Here is a 20,131-nt window from a genome sequence, read left to right as displayed (position 1 = left end):
AGACGAAAAACCTCTTTCATTGTTAGTGTCGGAACTCCAATGATAACTGATTTTTACGTCTTGGTGTTTTTTTATTTAGTTTTTCTTAAGGTGGCTAACTTGATTATAAAATTCGCCTTTAATTCATGTCTGTTATTTGTTTAAGCTTTCTGTTGTAACTAATTTCAATGGTGATTCAATATTTTTCTTAACTTTCTTACCATTGAAGTAATCATAAGCTGCTTGAAGTGACAAACGTCCCATTTCTTCTGGTTGTTGAGCAACGGTTGCGGCCATCTTACCTGATTTAACGGCCTTGATTCCGTCTTTTTCACCATCAAAACCAACAATTGTAACTTCTTTATTAGCAGCTTTAACTGCTTGAACTGCACCTAGTGCCATTTCGTCATTTTGTGAGAAAATACCAACGATATCTGGGTTACCTTGAAGAATATTTTCAGTAGTACTCAAACCTTTGGCACGATCAAAACCAGCAGTTTGTTTAGCAACGATATCCAATTTACCTTTGGAGTAATTATCGAATCCTTTACCACGTTCACGTGTAGCTGAAGCTCCTGGGATACCTTGTAATTCAGCAATCTTAGCATTTTCACCAAGTTTGTCGATCAAGAACTTAGCGGCCATTTGACCACCTTTAGTTGAGTTAGAAGCAACTAATGATAACACCTTACCACCATCACTAGAACGGTCAACTGTGATAACTGGGATACCAGCATCATTTGCATCCTTAACTGCCGGCGTGATAGCTGAAGAGTCAACTGGGTTAATGATCAGGATGTCGACTTTTTTAGTAATTAAATCTTCAATGTCGTTATTTTGTTTTGCTGTATCGTTTTGGGCATCAGAGATTTGAACTTTTGTATCGTTCTTCTTAGCCAAATCGTTGATACCTTTCTTAACGGAAACAAAGAATGGATTAGATTGGGTTGAGAGACTAGCACCAACTTTAATATCCTTTGGTTTCTTTGTTTCAACTTTTGAATCACTGGAATTTCCAGAATCAAGCCCTGTCTTACCACATCCGGCTAGAGTGAACAATGCTAAAGCAGAGACACTCACAGTTAGAATAATGCGCTTTAAAGATTTTTTCATAATAGTAAATCCCCCATTATTAATATGATTAATCATTTGATGAACGTCTATCGATAAGTACGGCAATCAAGATTACGATACCTTTAACAATTTGTTGATAGAAACTCGAAATTCCTAACAAATTCATTCCGTTGTTCAAAGTACCAATAATCAAAGCACCAATTAAGGTTCCAAAAATTCTACCTTTACCACCAGCCAGAGAAGTTCCACCTAGAACAACTGCGGCAATGGCATCCATTTCATAAGAAGTACCGGCATCTGGTTGAGCTGAACTTAAACGTGAAGTTAAAATAATACCAGCTAAAGCTGCCATTAACCCAGAAATGGTGTAGATCCACATAGTAACAATTTTTGTCTTAACACCGGCGATATAAGCTGCTTGCTCATTACCACCTAAAGCATAAGTTTTGCGGCCAAAGGTCGTCTTATGTAGTAATAAATATAAAATCAAATAAACAATTGCCATAATAAAAATTGGTACGGGTATACCGAGCAAGTATCCACGACCCATGAATTGGAACAAAAAACTGTTATTCATTTTGGTCCCAGTGATCGGATTACCATTTGTAAAGACATACGTTGCCCCACGGAAAATTGTCATCGTGGCTAAAGTGGCAATAAATGGAGCTGCTTTACCATAAGCGATTAAGACCCCGTTTAAAAAGCCCAGGATTCCACCCATTAATAGTCCAACTAAGAGTGCCAATCCAGCCGACATACCACTGACTAACATTGAAGCGGTAACTGCACCTGTCAAAGCCAGAATTGAACCAACTGACAAATCAATACCACCAGTCAAAATTACAAATGTCATACCAAAGGCAATAACTGCATTGATTGAAACTTGACGCAATAGATTCAAAAGATTACTTGGTTGAATAAAGCCAGGGCTTAGTGCTGTGACCAAAATTACTAAAATGATCAAAGCTACTAAGGGACCCATTTTACTGATAAACTTTTTAAAATCGAAACTCTTCTTCTCGTTAGTTTGACTAACTTTAGTTTCTTGTTCCATCTTTGACTCCCCCTGTCGCTAAAGTCATAACTGACTCTTGAGTGGCACTCTTTGTATCGACGATTCCGGTAATTTTTCCTTCATAAACTACGGCAATCTTGTCACTCATCCCTAGTACCTCTGGTAAATCACTCGAAATCATAATGATAGCTACGTGACGATCGGTCAATTCATTCATTAAATCATAAATTTCACGTTTAGCTCCGACATCGACCCCACGCGTTGGTTCATCCAAAATCAAAACTCGTGATCCTGAACCGACCCACTTAGCTAAAACGACTTTCTGTTGATTACCACCACTCAAGCTACTAGCAGTTACATCAGCGCTTTGAGCTTTAACACTGAGTCGTTTGAGTAACATATTAGTAAATTCATTGATAGCTTTGTCATCGACTAAGCCGTGTTTAACAAAACCATTGATGGAAGGCAAAACTATATTGTCGGTTAATGAATCGTTTAAAATTAAGCCTTCATCTTTTCGGTTCTCGGTCAAAAATCCAATCTGATGCTTAATGGCTTCTTGTGGTGAGTGAATGTGAACTTCTTGGCCATCAATCAAAATTTTTCCCTCATTGTGGGGATCAATCCCAAAAATTGACCGCATAATTTCGGTTCTTCCTGCTCCCATCAAACCAGAAAAAGCTAAAATCTCACCTTCTTGAACTTTAAAACTGACATCTTGAAAAACACCATCTTCTGATAAATGCTGAACCTCTAATGAAACTTTTCCAAACTTAGGATTTCGATCTGGATAAAAGTCCCCAATTTCACGGCCAACCATATCTTTGACTAGTTGTTTCATCGAAACATCTTTAGTCTGATATTCATTGATTGAGATTCCGTCTCGCATGACCGTAACTTTATCAGCAATTTCAAAAATTTCTTCCATCCGGTGAGAAATGTAAATGAAACCAACTCCCTGTTTCTTTAATCCACGAACAATTTCAAACAGTTGAGCAATTTCATTTTCGGTCAAAGCGGCCGTCGGTTCGTCCATGATGATGATCTTGGCATTAGTCATCAGTGACTTAGCAATTTCAATCATCTGCTGGCGTCCAACGCTTAAACTACCGATCGGTTTGTCGACATCGATCTTAGCACCCAGTTTACTGAGATAAAATTTAGCTTGTTCACGCATCTTATTCTCATTCATCAAACCAAATTTATTTTTGATCTCCTTATTCAAGAACATATTGTCGACCACTGACATTTCCAAGAAATTATTCATTTCCTGATGGATAAAAGAAATTCCGTGTCTTTCAGCATCAAGTGGCCCACTGAAGTGAGTCGTTTGACCATCGACTAATATTTCTCCTCCATCGTCCCCATATAGTCCCGTTAAGATATTCATTAAGGTTGATTTTCCAGCACCGTTTTCTCCCATCAGTGCATGGACTTCACCTGATTGAACTGTGAAATTAACACCTTCCAAAACCTTATTTGTTCCAAAGGCTTTAGTGATGTTCTTCATTTCAATCTTCATCAAGAATCACCTCCGTTTAAAATGTGACTCCACTTTCCAAAATGATATTTGAATAAGGACTAGCTTCTCCTGTACGAATGAAGGCCTTATCAGAACTTAAATGTTTTTTCATCTCCTCATGTGGCATGAATTCGATTGGAACATCAATGATCTTCTTAATATTAGCTAATTGTTCAGGATTTTGAGTTTTGATTTCCTCGGCTAAATATACTTTTTGAATTTGTAATTCTGAAAGTACATTTTTCAAAACATCAATAAAACTTGGTAAACCTTTCTGAACGGCCAAATCGATTTTCTTTGTTCCAGCTGGTACTGGCATACCGGCATCTCCAATTGATAATGTGTCAAAATGACCCATATCAGCGATCACTGCTGAAATTTGTGTATTTAGAACTAACCCTTTTTTCACAATACACGTCCCCCTTCATTTATTTGTCTAGTCGAGTCGCCAATTTTCAATTTAGTATCTAAAACAATTCTTTTACTAGGTCGATTGGGATATTGAATTCGCTCGATCATTAATTCAACGATTTTTTGCCCAATCAATTCAATTGGTTGCGCCATCGTTGTTAAACTAGGAATTAGATACTTATTCAAATTAAAATCATCAAACCCGACGATTGAGTAATCACCTGGAACTGATTTTCCAAGTGAATGCAGACCCTTAAAGACTCCCATTGCAACATCGTCATTAATTGCAATGATGGCAGTTGCATCGGTTTTTATTATTTCTTTTGCTGCTTTAACACCACCTTCAGGACCAAAATCAGTTCGAAAAATCAAATCTTCTGAGACTTCAAGTCCATATTCGATAAATGCTTCTGTATAACCGGTAAAACGTTTTACTAAGTTCATCGTTAACTTCCTTGGTATTACAAAAGCAACTCGTTTGTGGCCAAGTGACAGTAAATAATGTGCAATCTCCTTTCCAGATTTTTCTTCAGCAATCAGTACCCGATCATCATCTGTATTCAAATCGGCTTGATCAGTTAAGACCATCGGAATATCGTTATGAATTGATAATTTATCAACGATTTCTTTTGAAGCACCCGGGGCAGCTAAGACTAGGCCCTTCTGAGTCCCGGAAGCAAACTGTTCGATGAAATAATCGATATTTTCCTTAAACCCATTCACACTAAAAATCTGTGGAAAATATCCTTTAGGAATCGCCGCCTGTTCAATGCTTAATGCTAAGCTTGAAAAGAAGGGATTCTTAATATTAGGAATTACCACTCCAATAGAATTATTCCGCTGACCAACTAATCCTCGTGCATAATAGTCTGGGTAATAATCAAGCTCTAATTGTGCCTGATGGACTTTACGCTTGGTCTCACTGCTGAAACGTTCACCTTTGCCATTTAAGATCAACGAGACTGCAGTAACCGAAATACCCGCTTTCAATGCAACGTCTTTAATCGTTGTCTTATTTGCTTTCAAGTGAATCATCTCCGTATTTGGTAAACCGTTTTACTACTGTTTACAAGCACATGATATTATCTTATGTAAGCGTTGTCAACATAATTTTTATACCAGAATGTAAAAAAAGAGCTCTATCCCATGACAGGATAAAGCTTTGCATAATTTTAAATAAAAGCGGTAATGACTCCGGCAATCACAACTAGCACTAAACCTGACAAAACCATAACCATTTCTTTATGAGTTTTATGTTCGTGCAAGATGTAAATTCCACCTAAAGTAGCAATTAGAACATTCATCTGTGACAAAGTAAATCCAGTTGCCAAACCATTGACGTCTTTTCTTGACGAGATCAAATATGTCAACGCAGCAAAGGCAAAGAATATACCACTGATGATGTTCAAGTAAGTACTCTTTGAACGATAAGGCTTAGCTTCACGGTTACTCTTAGTGATGAAGGCAAAGACGGTTGAAGCTACGGCCATTCCGAAAGCTTGTGGTAGAAAGGCTTGGAATCCATCGACTGTCACAGCTTGTGGGAAGGCTGAATATCCAACATAACCGATTGTCGCAATTAAGACTAAGGTAATACCTTTAACGACGTTTGATTCACTTTCAGAAACTTTCTTTTCACTGTAAGTTGTTAAATAAACTCCAATAATAATCAAAACAATTGAGAAGAAACCAATTAATTTAGCTGTCACGCTTGGCCATTCACCTAGGACGATGACTCCCCATAGGGATGTACCGATCAATTGGAATCCTGTTGAAACAGGCATTGTTTTAGAAACACCCATCTCAGCAAATGCATAAAAAACTAAACTTTGAGCAATTGACCAACAAGCACCAGACAAGAAGGTAAATAAGAAAGCCTTCCCAGTTAATATTGGCGTTTGTAAAACTAAAGTAACTACAATAGCTGACAAAAATGTTCCGTAGGTAGCTCCAACGATTTGATTGACTGGCTTCCCTCCGAATTTACCAGTCAAAATTGGGAAAACGCCCCATCCAATCATTGGCATAAGGCCAATTAATATATTCACTGCATTCATTAAATAAAAACTCCCTCTAATTTCAAAATAAAAAAGCATTTTTCAGCAATGTTGTTATTATAGCAAAACCGAGAATGCGTTTTCAAGAAAAATGCTCGTTTTCATTAAATTTATTGTTAGTTTTTTACTTATTTAGATATAGCCAAACAGTAATTGCAGCTTGAAACGATAACATTTTATGCCTTTTATTATTTATGATTTTTTAAATGTAAGCGATTAATAAATTTGTTGAAAAAAATAAGGAATCCGAAAGGATTCCTTATTAATTAAATCATATTAGAATTTTGCATCCAATGGAGGAACAACTTGCTTCTTACGTGAAACAACACCAGGTAGACTAGCCTTATTGTCAGAAACCTTAGTATTCAAAGCTTCTTCGAAAGTCTTAATAGCACTGTCATCACCAATGATAACACCTGTAGTATCACTAGTTAGGATGTTTGTAATCAATAGCACGAATAGGTTGTAACCATTCTTTTGATTTTCAGCCTTAATATCACTAACAAATTCAGCTTCACGCTTCAAAGTGTCTTCGATATCAACTGTGTTAACTTGTGCGATACGAACACTGTTACCGTTCATGTCAAAGCTCTTAGCATCCATGTCAATAAGTTCTTGAGTTGACTTACTGTCAAGGTTAGTACCAGCCTTCAACATTTCAAGACCATATGCTTCGTAATCGATTCCAGCAATCTTAGCAAGATCTTTTAGAGCCTTGCGGTCAACATCAGTGGTTGTAGGTGATTTCAATAGCAATGTATCTGAGATAATTGATGAAGCCATCAAACCAGCAATTTTAGCGGGAATTTCAACTTCGTTTTCTTGATACATTTCCCAAATAATTGTACTTACACAGCCAACTGGTTCAGCACGATAGTAAAGAGGCAATTTTGTTTCAAAGTTAGCAATACGGTGGTGATCAACCACGTGGGTAACTTGAACATCGTCAATATCAGAAACACTTTGTTGTTTTTCATTATGGTCAACAAGCATAACTTTCTTAACTTCACCGTTGATAGCTGAAATAACACGTGGGTATTTAGCATCAAAATGATCGTAAACAAATTTTGTTTCTAGGTTTGGTTCTCCTAAAGCAACAGCCTCAGTATTAAACCCTAGTTTATTTTGTAAATATGAATAAGCAACAGCTGCTGAAACAGCATCTGTATCAGGATTTCTATGTCCAAAAACTAATTCTTTCTCTGGCATTTGTTTATGCGCCCCTTTTTAAAATTTATCTTGAAGATTTAAGACGGTCAATATAACTCATCTCTTCTAAGAAATTATCCCATTCACTAAGGAAATCTTCAATACGCGGAATTTTTTCTTTATCCTCTCGATATAAAAATGATAAATCACTTGTGATAGCTGGTTCAAGTGGTGTTTGATAAAGTTTAAACATTGATTTGTGAGCAATGCAGAAACTTTGCGGCAAAACTGTATAAACGTCGTCTGATTGTTGTGTAAACTTCAATAATTGATATGGTGAAGAAAATCTAGCGATAACTTTAGGAAAATAAACTAGCTCATCGCGGAATTTTTCACTGATCAATTCTGAAAAATAGTAACTCTTCAAATAAGTGGCCCAAGGCTTTGCGGTTGCATCCTTGAAAGTAATACTCTTTTGATTACTATACTTTTTATTATTGTGAATCAACATGATCTCATCACTCATAATTTTCTTAGAGCGATACTGCTTCCAGCTCTTAATACTCTTATCTGGCAAATACATAATCGCTAAATCAATACGATTATTTTGAATACTGTCCCACAATTCTTTTCGAGTCAAAAGATTCAAATCAATGATCACGTCGGGATTGATTCGATTATATTCAACAATAAAGTCCTCAATAACCATTGATTCAGCTGTCGACAAAAGACCGATACTGATCGTACCTGAACGTTCTGATGACTCTTGTTGAATTTGGTCAGTAACATTATTGATCAAGTTAAACATTTGATGAGTTGTCTTTAATAGCAACGTTCCAGCATCCGTTAAATAAATCTTTTTACCAATACTATAAAATAACGGTGCTCCAACAACACGCTCGATTTTTTTGATCTGTTGCGTCAAAGCTGGTTGAGTAATACCTAACTGTTGAGCCGTTTTGGTATAACTCATGTTTTTGGTCAGTTCATCAAAGTAATTTAGGGCTTTGGAACTAAAAACTCTTCTTGATTTTTCATCTAACAATAAAAGAGTCCTCCTAATATTTATGAAAGTAATTTGTAATGCATTCAATAAGATAATAATACTATATAAACAGAAAATCTGTTAATTATATTAATTATTATCTGCAATCTTTTTCACAAATCTAATTGGATTACCGTCAGATTCTGGATCCATGATAAATGATCCATTTGAGTAGCGGTCTGCATTCTGATGCATTGAGATATCAATTGGTAATTCTTTATTCGTATCAGTTACGACTGACAATTGCAAATCATTAGAAATATTCGTTACTAGAGAAATTCGATGCGGTTGACGTTTCAATTCACGTAAGGTCAAGACACCACGACGAGCTCGACTAGTTACCGCAATTTCTGATAATTTCATCTGTTTGTATGAACCACGTTGGGTTAAGACAGCAATCTTGTCATCATCGTTATTCGTAATAAAGTAGCCAGCCAATTCATCATCAGCTTTCAAACTAACAAATTTAACACCCATAGCTTTGCCACTAACAACTGGAACTTCTTCAATTGGGAAAGCTGAAGCATAAGAGTGTTTCGTAAAGACATAGACTAATTGCAAGGAGTCATTTGGTACGTAATAAACATCCATTACTCTTGAATCGTCAGCCTTTAATTTACAATACTTCGAAGCGCGGGACTTGTAAGTTCTACCTGGCAATAAATCTTTAAAGGCAACTTGCTTGATGTAATTTTCATCCGTCCCAATTAAAAAATTACCAGTTTCTTTCAAATCCTTAAAGACAAAGGCCTTCAAAATTGATTCATCACTGTCCAAACCAATCTCTTGAGAAAGATGCGAGCCGGTATCCTTCCAACGACTATCTTCGACCTCAAAAATTTGGCGGTAAATCAAATTACCCTTATCGGTGAAAATGAACAAGTGATCCAAAGTATTAACATTTTCATCAATGATTGGATAATCTTCATTCTTCAAACCGTTGTCACCCGCATCAGAGGCTTGATAGGAACGCATGCTACTACGTTTGACATAGCCATCATGACTGACCAACAGACGAACGTCCTCACTGGCAACCATAACCGTCGTATCAACTTCGATCTCTTCGACCTTAGCCTCAATTTTTGTCCTGCGCTTGTCAGCATAGCTATCACGCACCTGAGTTAACTCTTGTTTGATCACGTTCATTAAAGTCGTGTGATTGCTAATAATCTCATTAAGCTGATCAATTTGCTCATGGAGCTCTTTATCTTCTCTTTGTAACTCAGTGACATCAGTATTAGTCAAACGGTAAAGTTGCAAGGAAACGATGGCTTCAGCCTGTTCATCAGTAAATTGATAACTCTTGATCAAATTACTTTTGGCATCGGATTTATTCTTACTTGAACGAATCGTTTTAATTACCTTGTCAAGAATCGACAACGCCTTGATCAAACCTTCTACGATGTGGAGACGTTTTTTAGCTTTAGCCATGTCGAATTTACTACGACGTAAGACGACGTCTTCTTGATGTTTAATATATTCCTTCAAGATTTTGATCAAACCGACCTGTTGAGGACGCATGTCAGCAATGGCAACCATATTAAAATTATAAGAAACTTGCAAATCGGTATTCTTGAACATGTAATTCAAAATACCATTGGCGTCAACATCCCGTTTCAATTCGATTACGATCGACAAGCCTTGACGGTCACTTTCATCACGAACTTCAGCAATTCCTTCGACTTTTTTCAAGACCCGAATTTCGTCCATCTTCTTGACTAATTGGGCTTTGTTAACTTCATAAGGAATTTCCGTAATAACGATCTGTTGTTTATGACCACGGAGCTCTTGAATCGAAGTCTTAGAACGAACGTAAACTCGTCCTCGACCAGTTGTGTAAGCATCCTTAATTCCTTGTTTACCTTGTAAAATACCGCCAGTAGGAAAATCTGGTCCCTTAACGATTTTCATCAAATCGTCCAAAGTCACATCAGGTTCATCGATCATCTTGATGACTGCATCAATGACTTCACCTAAATTGTGAGGTGGAATCTCCGTTGCATAACCAGCAGAGATACCAGTAGCACCATTTACTAAAAGATTAGGAAAACGGGCTGGTAAAACTTTTGGTTCTTTTTCGGTATCATCAAAATTCCATTCTTCATCAACCGTGTCTTTATTGATGTCACGCAACATTTCTGTTGAGATCTTGCTTAAACGTGCTTCGGTATAACGCATTGCGGCAGGTGGATCACCATCCATTGAACCGTTATTACCGTGCATTTCAATCAAGGGATTTCTCAATTTCCAATCCTGTGAAAGACGAACCATCGCCTCATAAATTGATGAATCACCGTGGGGATGGAAATTACCCATGACGTTACCAACACCCTTAGCTGACTTACGAAAGCCTTTGTCGTAAGTATTACCATCCAAGAACATTGAATAAAGGATTCTTCGCTGAACTGGTTTTAAGCCATCACGAATATCTGGTAACGCTCTTTCTTGAATAATTGATTTTGAATATCTCGCAAATCGATCTCCCATGATTTTTTCGAGCGAGATATCTTGAATTTTAGGAGAATTTTCAGTCACTATCTATCACCTATTCCTTATTCAATAAATCGTCGACAAGTTTGCTATCGATTGGGTCAGCATCGTCATCAACTTTCTCCAGAATGTTATCCCCTTCTTCAGTTCCGTTGAAGCGGACATTCGATTCGATCCAATCACGTCTTGGCTTAACTTTGTCGCCCATTAAAGTAGTTACTCGACGTTCTGCCAGTGCAGCATCGTCAATATTAACTCGAATCAAAATACGATTCTTAGGATCCATTGTCGTCTTCCAAAGTTGGTCGGCGTTCATTTCACCTAAACCTTTGAATCGTTGTAAATCGTAACCTTTACCCATGCTCTTGATTTCTTCTTTAAGTTCATCTGGAGTCCAGCAGTATTTGGTTCTTAACTTAGCACCCTTACCTTTTTGCAAACGATAAAGTGGTGACAAAGCGATGTAGACGTGACCCGATTCAACGAGTGGTCTCATATAGCGATAGAAGAAAGTCAACAACAGTATCTGAATATGTGAACCATCATCATCGGCATCGGTCATGATGATAACTTTGTCATAATTACGATCTTCAAGTTTGAAATCAGCACCAACACCAGCACCAATCGTATAAATCATCGTATTGATCTCTTCGTTTTTATAAATATCCTCAAGTTTGGCTTTTTGGGTATTCAAAACTTTACCACGTAAAGGCAAGATAGCTTGAAATTTACGGTCTCGACCTTGTTTTGCGGAACCACCAGCTGAATCACCCTCGACTAAGAACAATTCATTCTTATCGGGATTCTTTGATTGAGCGGGAGTTAATTTACCTGACAACAAACCATCAGTCTTTTTGTTCTTTTTGCCATTACGTGAACTTTCACGAGCCTTTCGAGCCGCATTTCGAGCCTCACGAGCTTTCAAAGCCTTTTTAACAAGCATTTGGGCTTGCTCACCGTTCTCCATCAAATAGAAACTCATTTGCTCATAAACCAATTGATCGACTGCTGAACGAGCTTGTGGAGTTCCTAATTTACCTTTAGTTTGGCCTTCAAATTGTAAGATTTCTTCGGGTATTCTAACCGAAATGATAGCTGATAATCCTTCACGGACATCACTACCTTCAAGATTCTTACTATTTTCTTTTAACAAACCAACCTTACGGGCGTAATCATTAAAAGCTTTCGTTAAACCAGACTTCATCCCAGCTTCATGAGTCCCGCCATCAGCAGTGCGAACGTTATTAACAAAGGAGATAATGTTTTCCGAATAACCGTCATTGTATTGACCAGAAAATTCGATTTCCATATCTGAATTAGTACCTTCAACGTAAAAAATTCCACCTAAGGCATCTTTTCCTTCGTTGAGATATTTTACAAACGATTGGATTCCGTCTTCATAATGAAAAACATCAGTCCGCTCTTCTTCACCACGTTTGTCAGTTATAGTAAACTTGACACCTTTAAGCAAGAAAGCTGATTCACGTAATCTTTCTGCCAAAGTATCATAATTGAATTTAGTCGTTTGAAAAATTGTTTCATCAGGTTTAAAACTAATTGTCGTTCCCGAACCTTCTTTAGTTGAACCAGTTTTCTTCAAGGTTCCAACTGGATGACCACCATTTTCAAAACGTTCTTCATAAACTTTGTGATCACGAACAACTCGAACGGTCATCCAATCTGACAAAGCATTTACAACTGAGGAACCAACACCATGCAGTCCACCAGAAGTCTTATAACTGTTTTCGGAGAATTTACCACCGGCATGTAGCACCGTCAAAATAACTTCAATCGTTGGTTTACCACTAGCATGCATCCCAGTTGGCATTCCCCGTCCATGGTCAACGACTGTAATACTATTATCTTTGTTGATAGAAACATTAATTTCCTTACCAAATCCGGACAAGGCTTCATCAACTGCGTTATCAACAATTTCATAAACCAAGTGATGTAAGCCACGTGAATCTGTGGAACCAATGTACATCCCTGGTCTTTTTCGTACAGCTTCTAATCCTTCAAGGATTTGAATTGACGAATCATCATAAGATGATTTAGGCATTTATATCATTCCTTTTCATTTACTACGTAGTGCGATATTTCAATATTATAACACTATTAGCTTAGCACGAATATATGTTCGTACATAAGACTTCTTTTAATTTTTGCTGAAATAGTGGATAATATCTAAGTCGGTATCTATAATTCTTATAAAAGCACCATGAATTACAATATACCAAAAATAAAGCTAAAAGAGTGATTTTTTAATGAAACTTCTCATTTGTGCAATCTTGGCCTATTTAGTTGGGTCATTTCCAACTGCCTACCTGGTCGGAAAATTCTTTTTCCATAAAAATATTTTTGATTACGGTAGTGGAAATGTAGGTACTACTAATGCTTATCGTGTCTTTGGTAAATACGCCGGTACATTAGTATTAATTATCGATATTCTCAAAGGAACACTCGGTGCCTTGATGCCGGTCTTCTTTGGACTCGACAAACATTGGGTTCTCTTTATCGGTATCTTTGCCGTAATTGGACACTGCTTCTCGATCTTCTTGAAATTTAGAGGTGGAAAAGCGGTCGCTACTAGTGCCGGTATTTTACTAGCCTACAATCCTTTGCTATTTGTCATTTGCTTCATCTTCTTAGCAACCATCGTTTACATAACTAGTATGGTAAGTGTTGCCAGTCTGACAACGATTCTCTTCTTTACCATTGCCACGTTATTTTTACACGATTGGATCTTAACGACAGTCGCTGCAGCTGTTACCGTCATTATTTACGTTCGTCACATTCCTAATATCAAGCGACTACTCAAGGGTAAGGAAAACCTTGTTCCAATTGGTTTGCGTTATAAGAAGCAACAAAAGCAACAAAAGCAACAAAAATAGTATCTGACAAATTGTCCAGTCAATATTTTGACTGGATTTTTTATTGTTTAATTTTCTTAAAAATAGCCCAATTCTTTTTGGTTACTGATAAAATATGATTAAAGTAATATCGTTGGTTTAGGGGGATTTTAAGATGACTAGTAAAAAGTATCCAAGTCGGGCACAATATCGCCAGGAACATAATATTAAACCACCAAAAAAAGCTTTTTACAAGAAGTGGTGGTTCTGGCTGATCATTATTATTTTAATCGTCGGGGGTGTCCTTATTGGGACCTTTGGTGATTTCTATACACCTAAAAAGACTGAAACAACTACAACACAAACTTCAAAAAAGAAAACCGCAAAAAAAGCTGTGAAAAAATCTACTAAAGAGATCACCGGGGTCAGTTTAAAACAATACAACGGTATTTATCTCAGTGAAAAAGACGGTTTGTCTTCAGAAATTTTAACAGAATACTTTGGTAAACCAAATGAAAGTTCTGTCAGCAAAGTTGATGATCTCCAAACTAATGTTGATACTTGGGAGAAAGTTGCTAATGGAACTAAGAATTCTAAAGTCATCGTTCACTTTTATAATGACCACGCCGTTTCTAAAGCAATCTCTGATTTAAAAGTAACTAGAAACGAAAAAATTACCCTTAAAAAATATCAAGAACTACAAAACGGTCAGACGTCAAATGACGTTCTCAATACTTTGGGTAATCCTAATACTTACAGTGAATCTATGATCAATGGTACAGCAACCAAAATTTTCAAATATACGACCGGTTTAAACGGTGATCAAGGTGCTGAAATTACTGTTACTTTCAACAATGATGCCGTTGATGGCAAGAATCAAACTGGACTAAAATAAACACTAATTAATAATACATAAAAAGAGTTTGTTATCGATTAATAATTGATAGCAAACTCTTTTTTATCTTAAACTGTAATATCAGAAATTAAATCACTTTTGGCAAAAGGGTACCTTGTTTCCAAAAGCTGAAACGGTTGTCCATCATCTAAATAATTCAATTGTCTTATTACCAAAACAGGATCAGTTGCATTTTGAACAATTCCGTTTTTTAAATCCTTTTCACTAGCCTTTTTAGCATTAATAATGCGATGAGTCCCTTCAATATGAAAATTTTGCTCTCTTAAACTTTGATAAACTGATTTTTTTAAAATTTCATCAGTCAATTTAATAATTGTTGTGGGCATTAAAAAATGTTCATATGAAAAAATTTCCCCTTCCAAAAACCTCACTCGTCTAACTTCATAAATTGAGACTTCAGGTTCCACCAATAAATGATTTCTTTCAGCTTCACTTGGCATTCTTACCGAAAATTGTAAAATTTTACTTTCTAAACTATTCGATAATCTATCACTAAATGGATCATCAAAATCAGTCACACTTTGATGATGATCTTTTAGTAACGAATAGTCCTTCCTAACAAACGTTCCAGCCCCACGTTTTGAGTAAATCATCCCCTCAATAACTAAATCCTTTAAAGCTTTATGAACCGTAGAACGAGTGGTATTAAATTCCTTTGCAATTTGAGTTTGATCAGGGAGCAGGTCTCCAGGTAAATAGGTTCCATCATTGATTTTTTCTTTGATGGCTTTAGCAATTTCAATGTATTTATAATTCATAAACGATCTCTCCTAGTCTATATTAATGATTTTATCATGTTTTAATATATTTTTCTTTTGTTTTTAAAAGACTAGTCATTTAATTTTAAATGATGTTTACATTGAACTTTATTTATATTATACTGTAAGCACATTCATCAGAAAGGAGAAGAATATTTAGTATAAAGTGAGTTTCAAGCTAAGAACAAAACAGAATTTATCAGATCATATTGGGGGAAAAGATTATGAAAGGCGGATTCAACGAATTTTTAAATAAAAAGATCCTACCTTACGCTAATAAGTTAGCGGCTAATCGTGCTCTAACTGCCATTAGAGACGGTGTTGGACTAGCTGTTACCCTGATTATCATCGGTTCAATTCCTTTGATCATTAGTGCCTTACCGATAGATAATTGGGCAGAAACACTCCAGGGGATATCCCTTCCCTATTTTGGCAATCTCAGTAATTTATTAAACGGGATGACAGATATGACCTTTGGAATTATGGTAATTCCAACTGTTTTTGGTATCGCATACTCCTACACTAAAAGCTGTATTCAGGATGAATTAAAATCAATTGGATCAGGTTTTGTTGCTTTAGGGGCATTCTTAACTATCACACCAGTAATAGTTACAAAAGATGGTCTCGCCGGAATCGATTTGACCTACTTGGGAAGTAAAGGTTTAATCGTTGCAATCGTGTTAGGTTTAATTTCAGCAAAGATTTTCTCATGGTTCATTTCGCATAATGTAGAAATAAAAATGCCTGAAAGTGTTCCACCGGCAATTTCAAAGACATTTAGTGCCTTGATACCTGGTGTCGTGATCGTTTTCATGTGGATTATTATTGCCTTAATTATCGGAATGTTAGGTTTTGATAACATCCATGAAGTAATTCTTGAAGTTTTAGAAAAACCACTTTCATTTTTGGGTGGAACATTAGCTGGTACATTAATTGCTGTTGGTTTAAACAGTTTGGTTTGGGCAATTGGTGTTCATGGAACTGTTATCAATTCTGCAATGGGACCAATTTGGTTGATGAATTCAGATGCCAATCGTTTAGCACTCCAACAAGGTGAGGAACTACCACATATCGTGACAAATTCGTTTATTGCTAACTTCACTTATATGGGCGGATCAGGTGCTACTGCATGCTTGGTGTTAGCATTATTCATTTTGATTTTTATGAAAAAAGGCAGTGCCGAAAGTAAAACTCTAACTTCCGTAGCCACCGCCCCTGCCGTTTTCAATATTAACGAACCGATTATGTTTGGTTATCCAGTTGTCTTCAATGTTGCAATTTTGATTCCTTTTATTATTGTACCTATGATTTTTGCTACAACTACCTACTTCAGCATGAAATTAGGAATCGTCGCCAAACCAACTGGGACTGTTCTGAATTGGACCATGCCACCAATTATTTCTGGTTATTTAGCTACGAATAGTATCAGTGGTTCAATTTTACAAATCGTTAATTTGATCATCGGAACACTAATTTATTTACCTTTTGTCTCTTCTATTAACAACAAGCAACTACTTGCCGAAAAATAAATGTAAACTAAAGGATGGTAATAAAAATGGTTAAAAGACTTATCAGTGCTACCGCAAGTGAGATCTCAAAAATGTCCAAAGACGATCTTTTCACAGCAATTAAGGCTAGTGAAGGTCGTGTCGTTATGAGTGAAAACGTCGTTATCCACGAAACAGTCGAAGGTGGGATTACTACTAGTGAGATGGTTCGTGCTTTCGGAGCCGATATGATTCTCTTAAACGGGTTTGATACTTTTAATCCAATCGTTCTAGGAACTCCTAATCAATTAACCCTTGCATCTGCTCAACCTGATGAATCGGTTATTAAAACTTTAAAAAAATTAGTTGGTCGACCAATCGGTGTCAATTTGGAACCAGTTGATCCTGATATTGAAATGCTCGAAGAAAGACGTGAAATTGCTAAAGGACGTCAGGCTTCAGTGGAATCATTAAGGAAAGCTAAAGAATTAGGTTTTGATTTCATTTGCTTGACTGCTAACCCAGGTGTTGGAACTTCTAATAAAGCTATCACTACAGCGATTAAACTGGCGAAAGAACATTTTCAAGGCTTGATTATTGCTGGTAAAATGCATAAAGCCGGTGGTAACGAGCCTATTTTTACAAAAGATGTTATTGAAAACTATATCGCTGCAGGGGCTGATATCTTACTCTTACCGGCAGTAGGTACAGTTTGGGGAATTCGCCGTGAAGAATTAAAAGAAGCGGTTGATTTAGCTCATCAACATAACGTTTTAGCCCTCAGTGCAATTGGAACATCCCAAGAGTCTAGCCAACCGGATATTATCCGCAATATGGCTATTCTCAACAAAGAAATCGGTTTTGATCTTCAACATATTGGTGATTGTCAGCGTAATCGTTTTGAAAATATTGCAGAATTAAAACAAGCCCTTGGCGGCTATCGTCACTACCTTGCAAGTATTGCTCGTAGTGTTGAAAGATAATTATTCTTCTCTATCCAAAAAAGCTCAGCCAGAAATTTCTGACTGAGCTTTTTTTTAATTTATTTAACTGAAATACTATAGTAAGCCTCGAATTGCTCTCCAGGAGCTAAATGATTGATGCCATACTTAGTTTTTAATTGATTATCGGTGTCGCTCTTATCAGCGATTCCCCACCAAGGTTCGATACACATAAAGTTACCTTCAGTTGGATATGAGGACCACATACCGAAGAATTTAGCGTTTCCAGTATCCAAGATCACTTGACGGTCACTTTTTGGACTAGCAATCGTCACTTGAGTTGGTTCATTCAAACGATAAACTATTGCATCGTTAACAAAAGCGTCATGGGTTAAGTCAAAATCTTGATTATCAACCTTTTTTTCATTGTTTAAATCAATATTTCCAGTTTCGCCATTGATTGGAATCAAGGTTCTAGTTTCCTTAGGGTCAACTGAAACTTTGAAATCTTCATAATTGACACCTTTTTCAAAAGGTACCGCAAATCCTGGATGAGCACCAATTGAGAAGTACATTTCTTGGGATTGCTCTAAGCTATCAACTAAATAAGAAATTTGTAGTGTTCCCTTAACTAACTGATAAACTACCCGTAATTTGAAATGATAAGGATACTTTTCCAAGCTCTTTTCACTAGTAGTCAGACTCAAAACTAATTGTGAATCAGATTGTGAATCTAAACTAAACTCTTGATCACGAGCGAATCCATGTTGTGTCATATGATATTCTTGATCATCAACATAGTAATGGTTGTCCTTTAAGCGACCAACAATTGGAAACAAGACTGGAGCGTGTCGGCCCCAAACATTTGGATTAGCTTGCCAAATAAATTCAACCCCATCTTTATTTGTGACACTAATAACTTCAGCACCCAACGATTCAATTTTTACGGTTAAAAAGTCATTTTTTAATTGATAGACTGTCATAATTGCCCCCTATAGTATATAACGTGAAAGGTCTTGATCTTCGGCGATTTTACCGACTTGTTCACGAACATACTCACGAGTAATAGTTATATCACCCATTTGCATATCAGGACCTTCATAAAGAATATCAGCTAAAATCTTCTCCAAAACGGTCGAAAGTCTTCTAGCACCTATATTTTGATTACTATTATTTAACTCAAAAGCAATCTTTGCAATCTCTTCAACAGATTCTTTAGTAAAAGTTAAATGTATTCCGTCGGCACGTGTCAAAGCAACGTATTGTTTTGTCAAAGCATTGTCTGGCTTCGTCAAAATTTGAATAAAGTCGTCTTCAGTTAAATCTTTTAATTCAACTCGAATTGGGAAACGGCCTTGTAATTCAGCAATCAAATCACTAGGTTTACTTTCAGCAAAAGCACCTGAAGCAATGAAGAGGATGTGATCAGTATCAACTGGTCCATACTTCGTATTGATTCTTGAACCTTCAACAATAGGCAAAATATCACGTTGAACCCCTTCACGAGACACTTCACCGGAATTCTTTTTACTACCAGCAGCGATTTTATCAAACTCATCAATAAAGATAATTCCTTTATTTTGAGTTCTTTCAATTGCTTTTTGATAAATCTCATCATGGTCAACACGTTTTTGTGATTCTTGTTGAATCAAGAGTTCACGTGCTTCTTTAACTGGTAAAGTTCTCGTAATAGTCTTCTTAGGCATCAATGAGTCCATCATACCGCTCATATCGATACCCATTTGTCCCATTTGGTCATCCATTGGCCCAACTTTTTTAGACTCTTCAACTTTGATAGTAACTTCTTCGTTTTCTAATAAGCCTTTATCAAGTTGTTCTTTGACACTCAATCTTCGATTACGAATATCATCAGTAACTTCAGAATTAGCATCAGGATCTTCATCGATAGTATCTTGGTTACCAAAAATACTACCCAAACTTTGTGAGTTGTTAGGATTTTGCATACTGTTAAGCATGCTCATGAAGTCATTGTTATTTTGACGTTTTTCTTTCTTAATACCAGGAGCCAATAATTTAACCAACTTCTTGTCTACGTCACGGCGAACTTCTGGTCTAATTTCGTCAAATTTTTCTTTTTCGACCATTGAAACGGCCATACTTACTAAGTCACGAACCATTGACTCAACATCACGTCCAACGTATCCGACTTCAGTAAACTTAGTAGCTTCAACTTTAACAAAAGGTGCGTTAACAATTTTTGCCAAACGACGAGCAATTTCTGTTTTACCAACACCAGTAGATCCAATCATCATCAAATTCTTAGGTGTGATTTCTTGTTGCAACTTTTCTGGGACTTGCATTCGACGATAACGGTTGTATAAAGCAATCGCTACGGCTTTTTTAGCATCAGTTTGGCCAATAATGTAATTGTCTAGTTGAGCAACAATTTGTTTAGGGGTTAATGTCTCTGTATCCAT

The 20,131-nt window shown here is 36.6% G+C and carries 17 protein-coding genes; 4 read left to right on the top strand and 13 right to left on the bottom strand.

Translation table 11 applies throughout. The annotated features are described in order from the left end of the window. Positions 1-132 precede the first annotated feature (132 nt). The 10 genes from EGT49_RS08390 to parE form a co-directional block, all read right to left on the bottom strand. Positions 133-1,092: a D-ribose ABC transporter substrate-binding protein gene (locus EGT49_RS08390; RefSeq protein WP_135373389.1), complete on the bottom strand. Its 960-nt coding sequence runs from the start codon at positions 1,090-1,092 to the stop codon at positions 133-135. A gap of 28 nt (positions 1,093-1,120) precedes the next feature. After that, on the bottom strand, positions 1,121-2,107 hold the full coding sequence (locus EGT49_RS08385; protein WP_135373387.1) for an ABC transporter permease subunit: 987 nt from the start codon (positions 2,105-2,107) through the stop codon (positions 1,121-1,123). Continuing rightward, the gene (locus EGT49_RS08380; protein ID WP_135373385.1) at positions 2,091-3,590 is read right to left on the bottom strand and encodes a sugar ABC transporter ATP-binding protein; all 1,500 of its coding nucleotides are present in this window, start codon (positions 3,588-3,590) and stop codon (positions 2,091-2,093) included. The genes EGT49_RS08385 and EGT49_RS08380 overlap by 17 nt, the downstream gene beginning before the upstream one ends. Positions 3,591-3,606: 16 nt before the next feature. Then, entirely contained in the window at positions 3,607-3,999 is a 393-nt protein-coding gene (rbsD, locus tag EGT49_RS08375) for a D-ribose pyranase (protein WP_135373383.1), read from the bottom strand. Further along, positions 3,996-5,027, bottom strand: coding sequence for a LacI family DNA-binding transcriptional regulator (locus tag EGT49_RS08370; RefSeq protein ID WP_167849807.1), 1,032 nt, complete (start codon positions 5,025-5,027; stop codon positions 3,996-3,998). The genes rbsD and EGT49_RS08370 overlap by 4 nt, the downstream gene beginning before the upstream one ends. Before the next feature lie 146 nt (positions 5,028-5,173). Then, positions 5,174-6,058: a ribose/proton symporter RbsU gene (gene rbsU / locus EGT49_RS08365; RefSeq protein WP_135373379.1), complete on the bottom strand. Its 885-nt coding sequence runs from the start codon at positions 6,056-6,058 to the stop codon at positions 5,174-5,176. 276 nt (positions 6,059-6,334) lie between these two features. Next, positions 6,335-7,267, bottom strand: a complete 933-nt coding sequence (locus EGT49_RS08360) for a manganese-dependent inorganic pyrophosphatase (protein WP_135373377.1) — start codon at positions 7,265-7,267, stop codon at positions 6,335-6,337. Between the two features lie 25 nt (positions 7,268-7,292). After that, complete coding sequence (locus EGT49_RS08355) at positions 7,293-8,252, bottom strand: LysR family transcriptional regulator (RefSeq protein ID WP_135373375.1); 960 nt, start codon at positions 8,250-8,252, stop codon at positions 7,293-7,295. 90 nt (positions 8,253-8,342) lie between these two features. Continuing rightward, the gene (gene parC, locus EGT49_RS08350) at positions 8,343-10,787 is read right to left on the bottom strand and encodes a DNA topoisomerase IV subunit A (protein WP_135373373.1); all 2,445 of its coding nucleotides are present in this window, start codon (positions 10,785-10,787) and stop codon (positions 8,343-8,345) included. 10 nt (positions 10,788-10,797) lie between these two features. Next, positions 10,798-12,801, bottom strand: coding sequence for a DNA topoisomerase IV subunit B (gene parE, locus EGT49_RS08345; RefSeq protein ID WP_135373371.1), 2,004 nt, complete (start codon positions 12,799-12,801; stop codon positions 10,798-10,800). A 205-nt stretch (positions 12,802-13,006) separates the two neighbouring features. Between parE and plsY the strand changes: the two genes are divergently transcribed. Continuing rightward, positions 13,007-13,633: a glycerol-3-phosphate 1-O-acyltransferase PlsY gene (plsY, locus tag EGT49_RS08340; protein ID WP_135373369.1), complete on the top strand. Its 627-nt coding sequence runs from the start codon at positions 13,007-13,009 to the stop codon at positions 13,631-13,633. A gap of 133 nt (positions 13,634-13,766) precedes the next feature. Continuing rightward, positions 13,767-14,486, top strand: coding sequence for a DUF3862 domain-containing protein (locus EGT49_RS08335; protein WP_135373367.1), 720 nt, complete (start codon positions 13,767-13,769; stop codon positions 14,484-14,486). A 68-nt stretch (positions 14,487-14,554) separates the two neighbouring features. On the opposite strand, the gene EGT49_RS08330 is transcribed toward EGT49_RS08335, so the two are convergent. After that, positions 14,555-15,265, bottom strand: a complete 711-nt coding sequence (locus tag EGT49_RS08330) for a GntR family transcriptional regulator (protein ID WP_135373365.1) — start codon at positions 15,263-15,265, stop codon at positions 14,555-14,557. 224 nt (positions 15,266-15,489) lie between these two features. Here EGT49_RS08330 and EGT49_RS08325 point away from each other — a divergent pair, with 224 nt between their 5' ends. Both EGT49_RS08325 and EGT49_RS08320 read left to right on the top strand, forming a co-directional pair. Then, on the top strand, positions 15,490-16,794 hold the full coding sequence (locus EGT49_RS08325) for a PTS sugar transporter subunit IIC (RefSeq protein WP_135373363.1): 1,305 nt from the start codon (positions 15,490-15,492) through the stop codon (positions 16,792-16,794). Between the two features lie 26 nt (positions 16,795-16,820). Next, a complete protein-coding gene (locus EGT49_RS08320; RefSeq protein WP_135373361.1) occupies positions 16,821-17,735 on the top strand; it encodes a DUF7916 family protein in 915 nt (304 codons plus the stop codon). A 59-nt stretch (positions 17,736-17,794) separates the two neighbouring features. On the opposite strand, the gene EGT49_RS08315 is transcribed toward EGT49_RS08320, so the two are convergent. Then, on the bottom strand, positions 17,795-18,676 hold the full coding sequence (locus EGT49_RS08315; RefSeq protein WP_135373359.1) for an aldose 1-epimerase family protein: 882 nt from the start codon (positions 18,674-18,676) through the stop codon (positions 17,795-17,797). 9 nt (positions 18,677-18,685) lie between these two features. Continuing rightward, entirely contained in the window at positions 18,686-20,131 is a 1,446-nt protein-coding gene (gene hslU, locus EGT49_RS08310) for an ATP-dependent protease ATPase subunit HslU (RefSeq protein ID WP_135373357.1), read from the bottom strand.

This window comes from Companilactobacillus suantsaicola, assembly GCF_004745525.1.
GTDB lineage: Bacteria > Bacillota > Bacilli > Lactobacillales > Lactobacillaceae > Companilactobacillus > Companilactobacillus suantsaicola.
Note: the sequence above shows the minus strand (reverse complement) of the source record. Positions and strands in the feature narration are given on the sequence as shown.

Bases quoted from the DNA above. Each gene is read 5' to 3' on its own strand.
- EGT49_RS08330 (WP_135373365.1), bottom strand. From the start codon at position 15,265: ATGAATTATAAATACATTGAAATTGCTAAAGCCATCAAAGAAAAAATC.
- EGT49_RS08360 (WP_135373377.1), bottom strand. From the start codon at position 7,267: ATGCCAGAGAAAGAATTAGTTTTTGGACATAGAAATCCTGATACAGAT.
- EGT49_RS08325 (WP_135373363.1), top strand. From the start codon at position 15,490: ATGAAAGGCGGATTCAACGAATTTTTAAATAAAAAGATCCTACCTTAC.
- EGT49_RS08320 (WP_135373361.1), top strand. From the start codon at position 16,821: ATGGTTAAAAGACTTATCAGTGCTACCGCAAGTGAGATCTCAAAAATG.
- EGT49_RS08390 (WP_135373389.1), bottom strand. From the start codon at position 1,092: ATGAAAAAATCTTTAAAGCGCATTATTCTAACTGTGAGTGTCTCTGCT.
- hslU (WP_135373357.1), bottom strand. From the start codon at position 20,131: ATGGATACAGAGACATTAACCCCTAAACAAATTGTTGCTCAACTAGAC.
- EGT49_RS08315 (WP_135373359.1), bottom strand. From the start codon at position 18,676: ATGACAGTCTATCAATTAAAAAATGACTTTTTAACCGTAAAAATTGAA.
- plsY (WP_135373369.1), top strand. From the start codon at position 13,007: ATGAAACTTCTCATTTGTGCAATCTTGGCCTATTTAGTTGGGTCATTT.
- EGT49_RS08385 (WP_135373387.1), bottom strand. From the start codon at position 2,107: ATGGAACAAGAAACTAAAGTTAGTCAAACTAACGAGAAGAAGAGTTTC.
- EGT49_RS08335 (WP_135373367.1), top strand. From the start codon at position 13,767: ATGACTAGTAAAAAGTATCCAAGTCGGGCACAATATCGCCAGGAACAT.
- rbsU (WP_135373379.1), bottom strand. From the start codon at position 6,058: ATGAATGCAGTGAATATATTAATTGGCCTTATGCCAATGATTGGATGG.
- parE (WP_135373371.1), bottom strand. From the start codon at position 12,801: ATGCCTAAATCATCTTATGATGATTCGTCAATTCAAATCCTTGAAGGA.
- EGT49_RS08380 (WP_135373385.1), bottom strand. From the start codon at position 3,590: ATGAAGATTGAAATGAAGAACATCACTAAAGCCTTTGGAACAAATAAG.